We start from the raw sequence: 8,590 nt of genomic DNA, 5'->3' as shown, positions 1-8,590 counted from the left end.
CGCTCGCCCGCGGCGCCGACGACCTGCTGGTCGCGTTCGGCGACACGCCGCTGATCTCGGCCGAAACCTTTGCGCGGATGCGCGCGCCGCTGCGCGACGGCGCTGCGCTTGCGGTGCTCGGTTTCCACGCCGCCGACCCGACCGGCTACGGCCGGCTGGTGACCGAGAACCGCAAGCTGATCGCGATCCGCGAGCATGCCGATGCCAGCCCCGAGGAGCGCAAGATCACGCTGTGCAATGCCGGCGTGATGGCGTTCGACGGCAGGAAGGCGCTCGCGATCATCGAGAAGATCGGCAATGCCAACGCCAAGGGCGAATATTATCTGACCGATGCCGTCGGCATCGTCAGGGAATTGGGACTGGAGGCCGTCGTGATCGAAACCAGCGAAGACGAAGTTCGCGGCATCAACACCAAGGCGCAGCTCGCCGAGGCCGAGGCCGTGATGCAGGCGCGGCTGCGCAAGCAGGCGCTCGAGGCCGGCGTGACCCTGATCGCGCCGGACACCGTCTATCTTTCCGCCGACACCAAATTCGGCAAGGACGTTGTGATCGAGCCGTTCGTGGTGATCGGACCGAGCGTTTCGATCGACGACGGCGCCGTGATCCACTCCTTCTCGCACATCGTCGAGGCCCGTATCGGCAAGAAGGTGTCGGTCGGTCCCTATGCGCGGCTGCGGCCCGGCACCTCGCTCGGCGACGGCGCTCGGATCGGCAATTTCGTCGAGACCAAGGCCGCGACGCTGGAGGCCGGCGTCAAGGTCAACCATCTCTCCTATGTCGGCGACGCCCATGTCGGCGCCAATTCCAACCTCGGCGCCGGCACCATCACCTGCAACTATGACGGTTTCCTCAAGCACAAGACGCTGATCGGCGAGGGCGCCTTCATCGGCACCAACACCTCGCTGGTCGCGCCGGTCACGATCGGCAAGGGCGCCTATATCGGCTCGGGCTCCGTCATCACCAAGGACGTCCCCGACGACGCGATGGCGCTCGAACGCAGCGAACAGTCGATCCGCGAAGGCGGCGCCGCCCGCTATCGCGCTACGAAGCTGAAGGCGAAGGCCGCGAAGGGGAAGTGAGGACGTCGCGCGAGTTTGCGAGCTGCCTCCGCGAAGATGCGTCGTCCCTGCGAAAGCAGGGACCCGTACTCCGCGGCGGATGTTGTGAAAGGGACTCGCAGTACCAGCATCGTGAAGCAATAGCCATCGGTGGTTATGGGTCCCTGCTTTCGCAGGGACGACACCGAATATGTTGCATGGTCATTGAGACATATATCTGCGTCCTCCCGGCGCGTTCGCCCGAATTTTGCTTGTCTTTTCCCCCTCTCCATCAACGGTGGGCGCAGGCTATCGAGTGTGGTCGTCCCCGCAGCGCGGTTCAGGCCGCACTCTTCGCATGGCCCTGCGCGCTGGTGTTCGGTTGAACCGGTCCGAGCAGGATGCGCCGCTGCATCTCGTCAAAGGCGAGATTGGCGTTCTTCTCCTGCGTGACCAGCGATAGCAGGATCGCGACCGCGAACGACAGCGGCATGCTGACAATCGCCGGATTGCGCAGCGACACGAACCACCATTGGTGCTCGATCGCGGCCGGCGGCTTGCCGAGAATGTCGACCTGGATGGTCGGCGACAGATAGATCAGCACCAGGGAGCTCAGCGTGCCGACGAGGATGCTCGCCACGGCTGCAGGCGTCGTGAAGCGGCGCCAGGTGATGGCGAGCACCAGCGAGGGGAAGTTGGCGGCGCAGGCGATCGAGAACGCAAGGCCCGCCATGAAGGCGACGTTCTGGCCCTCGAACGCGATGCCGAGAAAGATGGCGAAGATCGAAATCATGACGGTCGCGACGCGCGCGACCTTGAGCTGCTCGGCCTCGGAAGCGCTGCCGTTGCGGATCACATTGGTCCAGACGTCGTGGCAGAGCGTGGCGACGCCCGACAGCGTCAGCCCGGCGACGACGGCGAGCATGGTCGCGAATGCGACCGCACAGATGAAGCCGAAGAAGGCATTGCCGCCGACCGCGAGCGCGAGCAGGGGCGCTGCCATGTTGCCACCGCCTCCGGCCTTTGCCACCGCGTCGGCGCCGACCAGCACCATGGCGCCAAAGCCGATGATGAAGACCATGAGATGAAAGACGCCGATCAGGCCGGTGGCATAGAGGATGGACAGCCGCGCGGCCTTAGCATCCTTCACCGTATAGGCCCGCATCAGCACATGCGGCATCGCGGCGGTACCGAACATCAGGCCGAGTCCGAGCGAGATGGCATCCCACTGGCCCGAGACCACCTTCGATCCCGGCTGCAGGACCTTGGTGCCGTATTTCTCGGACGCCGCGGCGAACAGCTTGAGCGGGTTCATGTCGAAATGGGTCAACACGAGAACGGCGAGCAGGATGCCGCCGCCCATCAGCAGCGCAGCCTTCACCACCTGCACCCAGGTCGTCGCCAGCATGCCGCCGAACAGCACGTAGACCAGCATGACGCTGCCGACCACGACGACCGACCAGGTATAGGGCAGGCCGAACAGCAGCTTGATCAGCGATCCCGTCGCGACCATCTGGGCGATCAGGTAGAACAGGATGACGGCAAGTGTCCCGACGGCGCCGGCGAGGCGCACCGGGCGCTGGCGCAGCCGATAGGCCACGACGTCAGCGAAGGTGAAGCGGCCGACGTTGCGCAACGGTTCGACGATCAGGAACAGAATGATCGGCCAGCCGACCAGCCACCCGATCGAATAGATCATGCCGTCGAAGCCGCTTGAGGTGACGATGCCGGCAATTCCGAGCAGGGCGGCGGCGCTCAGGAAGTCACCTGCGAGCGCCCAGCCGTTCTGCCACGGCGTGACCTGGCCGCCGGCGGCGAAGAAGTGTTCGGTGGTGCGCGTGCGCCGCGCGGCCCAATAGGTAATCGCCAAGGTCAACGCCATGAAGGCGAAGAAGAACCCGATCGAAAGCGTGCTGCTGCCCATCTTTCTCTGCCCCTTCAGCGAAGATTGCGGATGCCGGCATCGAACACCCGGTTCGCCCACAGCACGTAGACCAGGCAGAGCGCGAAGGAGGAGATGATGACGAGCGGGCCGAGCACGATGCAGAGCGACAGGCCGGGCATCAGGATGGTGCCGAGCAACGGCTTGTCGAACGCGAACAGCCCCATGAAGCTGAAATAGATCACGATCATCGCGGCGCTGAGCACGAGCGCGACGATCAGCCGCTTCCTGGCCAAGGCGCTGACGCTCGGCGCCGGATCAGTATTGCCGGGAATAACCACGTTCATGTTTGGCCCCTCAAAAACTTCCGCGCGCCCTTGCCTTGCGCCAATCGGACGAGCTTCAGCCGGGCTCCGATGGAAGGGAACTATGGATTTTTGCAATCTGCCGTGCGCGGCTGCGGCAGGGCATCGGCCAGCGTGACCTGCATGTCGGGGTCCTGCTTCAGGGTATTTTTCAGAAACGCGCGGACGGCGCGGATGCGCGGGGCAAATTGCAGGTCGCTGTGGACGTTGAGCCAGACCTCGCGAACGGTGCCGGCGAGAGCGGGCAGCACCGGTATCAGGTCGGGCCGGTCGTTGGTGGCAAAGCTCGGCAGCATGACGATGCCGAGGCCGCCCGCCGCGGCGTTCATCTGTGCGATCATGCTGTTGGAATGGAAGGCGATCTTCGGCTCCTCGATGACGTCGGCGAGCCAGCGCACCGAGTCGACCTGGATCAGATCCTCGATATAGGAGACGAACCAATGATCCCCGAGGTCGCGAAGGTTTGCAGGCATGCCGTGATTGTCGAGATAGCTCTGGCTGGCGAATAGCCCGAGCCGAAACTTGCCGATGCGCTCGGAGATCAGGCCCGGACCGGGTGGCCGGAAGAAGGACACGAACAGATCGGCTTCGCGCTTGTGCACGTAGACCGTTTGCGCGGAGGTGACGAGTTCGACGGCGAGTTGCGGCGCGGTGCGCCGCAGTTTCGCAAAGCGTTGCGCCAGATAGAGCGAGGCGATCCCCTCCATGGTGGCGAGCCGCACGGTTCCGACCAGTTCCTGGGTGTCGCTGGCGCTGGCCTCCTCGCGAATGGCGATCACCGCGCTCTCGACCCGCTCGGCATGACGCAGCAACCGCTCGCCGACTTCGTTGAGCTTGAGCCCGGTGCGGTGGCGTTCGAACACCGCGATCCCGAGGGAAGCCTCCATCTGGGCGATCCGCCGGCTCACGGTGGAATGATCCAGCCGCAGCCGCTTTGCTGTCTGACTCAAATTCCCGGCGCGAGCGGCGCAGAGAAAGACCCGCAGATCGTCCCAGTTGATAGTATCGAACATGACCTGCCTCCAGATTTGCGGCCCCTGTCAGCAAAGCAATTCCCGTTCCAACGCGCGGCGGCTCCGATCCTTCGCAACCGACCTTGCGACAATTCCCATGCATGCCGGGAAGGCCGTGATGATACCGCTTCGCCTCCCTAGTCCTAGCCGGGATTTTCGTCATGCTCCCTCGTTTCAAGGCTGCTGCCGTCCACGCCGCGCCCGTCTTCCTCGACAGCCGGGCGACCACCGAAAAGGCGATCGCCATCATGCGCGAGGCGGCCAGGGCCGGCGCCGAGCTGATCGCATTTCCCGAAACCTACATTCCCGCCTTTCCGGTCTGGGCCGCGCTGTGGCCGCCGATCGACAATCACGATCTGTTCGTGCGGATGGCGGAGCAGTCCGTGCTGGTGGACGGACCGGAAGTGGCGCGGCTGTGCGCCGAGGCGCGCGGCCTCGGCGTCACCGTCTCGATCGGCATCAGCGAGCGCTCGGCCGTCAGCGTTGGGGGGCTGTGGAACTCGAACCTGTTGATCGGCGAGACCGGCGAAATTCTGGTTCATCACCGCAAGCTGGTTCCGACCTTCTACGAGAAGCTGGTGTGGTCGTCGGGGGACGGTGCGGGCCTCAAGGTCGCGGAGACACGGCAGGGCCGGATCGGTGGGTTGATCTGTGGCGAGAATACCAATCCGTTGGCCCGCTTCGCGCTGATGGCGCAAGGCGAACAGGTGCACATCTCGAGCTGGCCGCCGATGTGGCCCACAAGGCGCCCGGCGGGCGGCGGCAATTTCGACAACGTCGCCGCCAACCGCATCCGGGCCAGTGCCCATTGCTTCGAAGCCAAGGTATTCGGGATCGTCACCGCCGGCTACATGGACCAGCCGATGCGGGCCTTCCTCATTGAACGCGACAGAACCATCGCCGACGTGATCGACCAGACGCCACGTGCGGCGAGCTTCTTCGTCGATCCGACGGGTGGTGTCTTTGGTGATGAATTGCAGGACCAGGAAGGGATCGCCTACGCGGAGATCGATCTCAATCGCTGCGTCGAGCCGAAGCAGTTTCACGACGTCGTCGGTTACTACAACCGCTTCGACATCTTTGGCATCACGGTCGACCGCAGCCGGCTGACCCCGGCACGATTTCGCGATGAGGAACAGCCAATAGCGAAGGCGCAGGACGAGGCAATTCTGTCGGTCGACGCTGACGTCGTATCGAACGGGCAGAGGCGCGAATACCGGAACTGACTAAAGCTGGATCTCGGACATCGCAGAGCCCGGCGCTTTTGATCGGTGCGGAAACGAGCACCGTTGCCAATGCGGGAATGTGTGACTACGCTTGCCCGATAAGCCCCCAAGCGCTCGTTCGATCGGCCGGACGCTCATGCCCAAATTCCTTCGCATCGGAGTGCATCAGTCGAACGTGTCCGGATACACGTCAAAGGCATGGTGCATTCGACGGGCTGGCTCGACGGTCTTCCTGAAATGGGGCGCCGTGGAGGTTCAGGGCGCCGGAGCCGGGCGAAAGGTCTACTGGACGTTTCCGCCGCAGGAAAAAACCATTCGCTGCCGCACGGTGCAGCGTGCCCAGGACTATACGAAGGCCGCCGTCGCGCGGCGGCGCAGCCATAGCTATGAACCGCTGACGGGAAATATTGCGAACCGGCGCCGGACCGCCGATCGAGGCTCGGAGCTCAAACAGGCGCTCGCCACCATCCTCTTTGTCGATATCGTCCGATCCACCGAAAAAGCCGCGCGGCTCGGCGATGCGCGCTGGGCGACGGTGATGAATCACTATTACGCCGCCGTCCGCAGGGAGCTGAAGGCCTTGCGCGGCAAGGAGGTCGTGACGACCGGCGACGGTGTGCTGGCGACGTTCCGCGCGCCGGCGGCCGGGATCGGTTGCGCGACCGCGATCGTCAAGGCCGTCCGCACGCTCGGACTGGAGATCAGGGTGGGACTGCACGCGGGCGAATACAAGGTGAGCGGCGCGGAGGTCATTGGCCTCGCTTTTCACATCGGTGCGCGCGTCGCCGCGAAGGCCCGCGCCGGCGAGGTGCTGGTCTCGAGCGCGGTCAGGAATCTCATGCTCGAGTCGGAAATCCGTTTCAAGGATCGCGGCGCGCACCAGCTCAAAGGCGTGCCGGAGCGATGGCGGCTCTACCAGGTCGAACAATAGGGCGTCCTGCAGGAGTGGACGCCGGTGTTGCGATCAACGCCGACCGCCTGTAGCCCGCATGAGCGAAGCGAAATGCGGGACCGAAGACCCGGACATCGCGGAGCTCATCCGGGCTACGTGTCATGACGACAGAGAAGGCCCGCCTACCGCGCGCCGAGGATGCGCTGCCACAGCGTGCCGCCGACCACCTTCCAGCCGAGATAGAAATACAGCACGATCAGCGCGAACAGCAGCAGCGCGGGGCCGCCGGTCAGGTTGAAGCCGTCCTGCGTGGTCTGGCCGGTGGCGGCGCCGATGGCGTAGCCGCCGCCGAAGAACACGGTGATGAAATCGAGGAAGCCGGCAAGGCCGCGGCGCCAGAACGGTTTTGCGAGGGGCGGTGGCTGATCGCTTGACATCGAGGTTCCTCACCGACGGCGACAGGTTATCCCGCGCCGCCGTTCAGGTGAAGGCGACCTCGATCCGGTTATCGGCCTTCGCGGTGATGCGGCAGGCCCGCGACAGCGCGTCGGCGGCGATCGCGAGCTTGAACTGATCGGGGATGCCCGAGATGGACAGCACCTCGATCGTCGCGGTGTCGCGCGACAGCCCGCGCACCGTGCAGTCGATCGTGGAATGGCCGGCGTTGAAGCTGATCTTGCCGGCCTTGAACACGCGCCGCGCGGTCGGCGCAATCGACGGCGCCCGGTCGACCCAGGCCAGCGCCTGGTTGCGGCCGGCCTGCTTGGCGCCGTACATCGCAAGGTCGGCGTTGCGCAGCATGTCGTCGAAGCAGGTGCCGGGCGAGAGCATCGCGCCGCCAAGGCTACAGGTGACACGGATCGTGCCGGCCGGCATCTCGATCCGCGTTGCCGCGACGGCGGCGCGCACCTTCTCGAGCACGCCCATTGCCTGGTCGAGCCGGGTGTGCGGCAGCAGGATGCCGAATTCTTCGCCGCCGAGCCGACCGATCACGTCGGAGCCGCGCAACGCACAGCGCGCGGAGTCCGCGACCGCCGCCAGCACCATGTCGCCGACGGCGTGCCCATAGGTGTCGTTGACCTGTTTGAAGTGATCGACATCGAGCACGGCGCAGGCAAGCGGACTGAGATGCCGCGCGGCCAGCGCGGTGAGCCGTTCGCCTTCGCCGCGGAAGGCGCGCCGCGAGGAGCAGCCGGTGAGGCCGTCTTGCATGCTCAGGTTCCGCAGCATCATCTCGTCGACGGCGATCGCGGCGAGGTCGGTCAGCATGCTGACGGCATCGGCATCGAACTCGCGGGGGCGCGTGTCCATCGCGCACAGGGTCCCGACGATCGCGCCTGAGATCTTGAGCTGCGCACCGGCATAGAAGCGGATGAATGGCTTGCCGCGCACGAAAATATTGTCGGCGAGGCGCGGGTCGCGCTGCGTGTCGGGAATGATGAGGGGATGCTCCTGCGCGATTGCAAAATTGCAGAGCGCAGGTCCGCGTGCGGTCTCGCGATCCGCCATGCCGTCGGAGGCCTTGAACCACTGCCGATGGCCGTCGATCAGCGCCAGCGTCGACATCGGCACGCGAAAGATCTTGCGGCACAGCCCGGTCAGGCGATCAAAGGCGAGTTCGCGCGGCGTATCGAGGATGTCGAGTTCCGCCAAAACATCGAGGCGCTGCGTCTCACGGTCGTGCGTGGCTTGCATCAGGGTACCTCCGGGCGGCGGCACCCTCTCCGAAAGCCGCTAATGCTGCGTTGACGTGATCTGAAACGTTTGCCGGTGGCGGTTTCGTCGATCTTAGTATCGATGTTCAGCGGAATGATACCCTGGATCGTCGTGGGCTTGAGGACGCTGCGCCAGGCGACATGGACGCGCTCTTGCCAAACTAGTTAGCCCCGATTAACCAGCCTTTTGCATCAACCTTGCCGTTTAAGACTGTCGCAATCGGCAATAATTATTGAGTATCTTGCGACCGGCGATTCCCGTTAAGGGACCGTGTCGCCGCTTTGGCAAATTTTCGGCGATTTTTGGGGACATTGAACCGCATGTGCGGCATCGTCGGCATTCTTGGACGCGCTCCGGTCGCGGAGCAATTGGTGGATTCGCTCAAGCGGCTGGAGTATCGCGGCTATGATTCCGCCGGTGTCGCCACGCTGGAGAACGGCTCCCTGGCGCGGCGCCGCG

8 protein-coding genes are annotated in these 8,590 nt (G+C 64.6%); 3 read left to right on the top strand and 5 right to left on the bottom strand.

Annotated elements, in window-relative coordinates; all coding sequences use genetic code 11:
* Positions 1-1,079, top strand: a 1,079-nt coding sequence (gene glmU, locus H8B02_RS41920) for a bifunctional UDP-N-acetylglucosamine diphosphorylase/glucosamine-1-phosphate N-acetyltransferase GlmU (RefSeq protein ID WP_229171529.1), incomplete at its 5' end; no start/stop codon positions are given.
* Positions 1,080-1,377: 298 nt separating this feature from the next.
* Here the strand turns inward: glmU and H8B02_RS41915 are convergent.
* The 3 genes from H8B02_RS41915 to H8B02_RS41905 form a co-directional block, all read right to left on the bottom strand.
* A complete protein-coding gene (locus H8B02_RS41915) occupies positions 1,378-2,961 on the bottom strand; it encodes a solute symporter family protein (RefSeq protein WP_229171527.1) in 1,584 nt (527 codons plus the stop codon).
* Positions 2,962-2,975: 14 nt separating this feature from the next.
* Positions 2,976-3,266, bottom strand: a complete 291-nt coding sequence (locus H8B02_RS41910; RefSeq protein ID WP_229171526.1) for a DUF485 domain-containing protein — start codon at positions 3,264-3,266, stop codon at positions 2,976-2,978.
* 80 nt (positions 3,267-3,346) lie between these two features.
* Positions 3,347-4,297: a LysR family transcriptional regulator gene (locus tag H8B02_RS41905; protein WP_092114407.1), complete on the bottom strand. Its 951-nt coding sequence runs from the start codon at positions 4,295-4,297 to the stop codon at positions 3,347-3,349.
* Positions 4,298-4,458: 161 nt separating this feature from the next.
* On the opposite strand from H8B02_RS41905, the gene H8B02_RS41900 reads away from it, so the two are divergent.
* Complete coding sequence (locus H8B02_RS41900; RefSeq protein WP_229171524.1) at positions 4,459-5,523, top strand: carbon-nitrogen hydrolase family protein; 1,065 nt, start codon at positions 4,459-4,461, stop codon at positions 5,521-5,523.
* Positions 5,524-5,659: 136 nt separating this feature from the next.
* Positions 5,660-6,454, top strand: coding sequence for an adenylate/guanylate cyclase domain-containing protein (locus H8B02_RS41895; protein WP_229171522.1), 795 nt, complete (start codon positions 5,660-5,662; stop codon positions 6,452-6,454).
* 143 nt (positions 6,455-6,597) lie between these two features.
* On the opposite strand, the gene H8B02_RS41890 is transcribed toward H8B02_RS41895, so the two are convergent.
* Positions 6,598-6,852, bottom strand: coding sequence for a hypothetical protein (locus H8B02_RS41890; RefSeq protein WP_229171521.1), 255 nt, complete (start codon positions 6,850-6,852; stop codon positions 6,598-6,600).
* A 43-nt stretch (positions 6,853-6,895) separates the two neighbouring features.
* Positions 6,896-8,110: a sensor domain-containing diguanylate cyclase gene (locus tag H8B02_RS41885; RefSeq protein WP_229171519.1), complete on the bottom strand. Its 1,215-nt coding sequence runs from the start codon at positions 8,108-8,110 to the stop codon at positions 6,896-6,898.
* Between the last annotated feature and the right edge of the window lie 480 nt (positions 8,111-8,590).

The organism is Bradyrhizobium altum (genome assembly GCF_020889705.1).
GTDB classification, from domain to species: domain Bacteria; phylum Pseudomonadota; class Alphaproteobacteria; order Rhizobiales; family Xanthobacteraceae; genus Bradyrhizobium; species Bradyrhizobium altum.
Note: the sequence above shows the minus strand (reverse complement) of the source record. Positions and strands in the feature narration are given on the sequence as shown.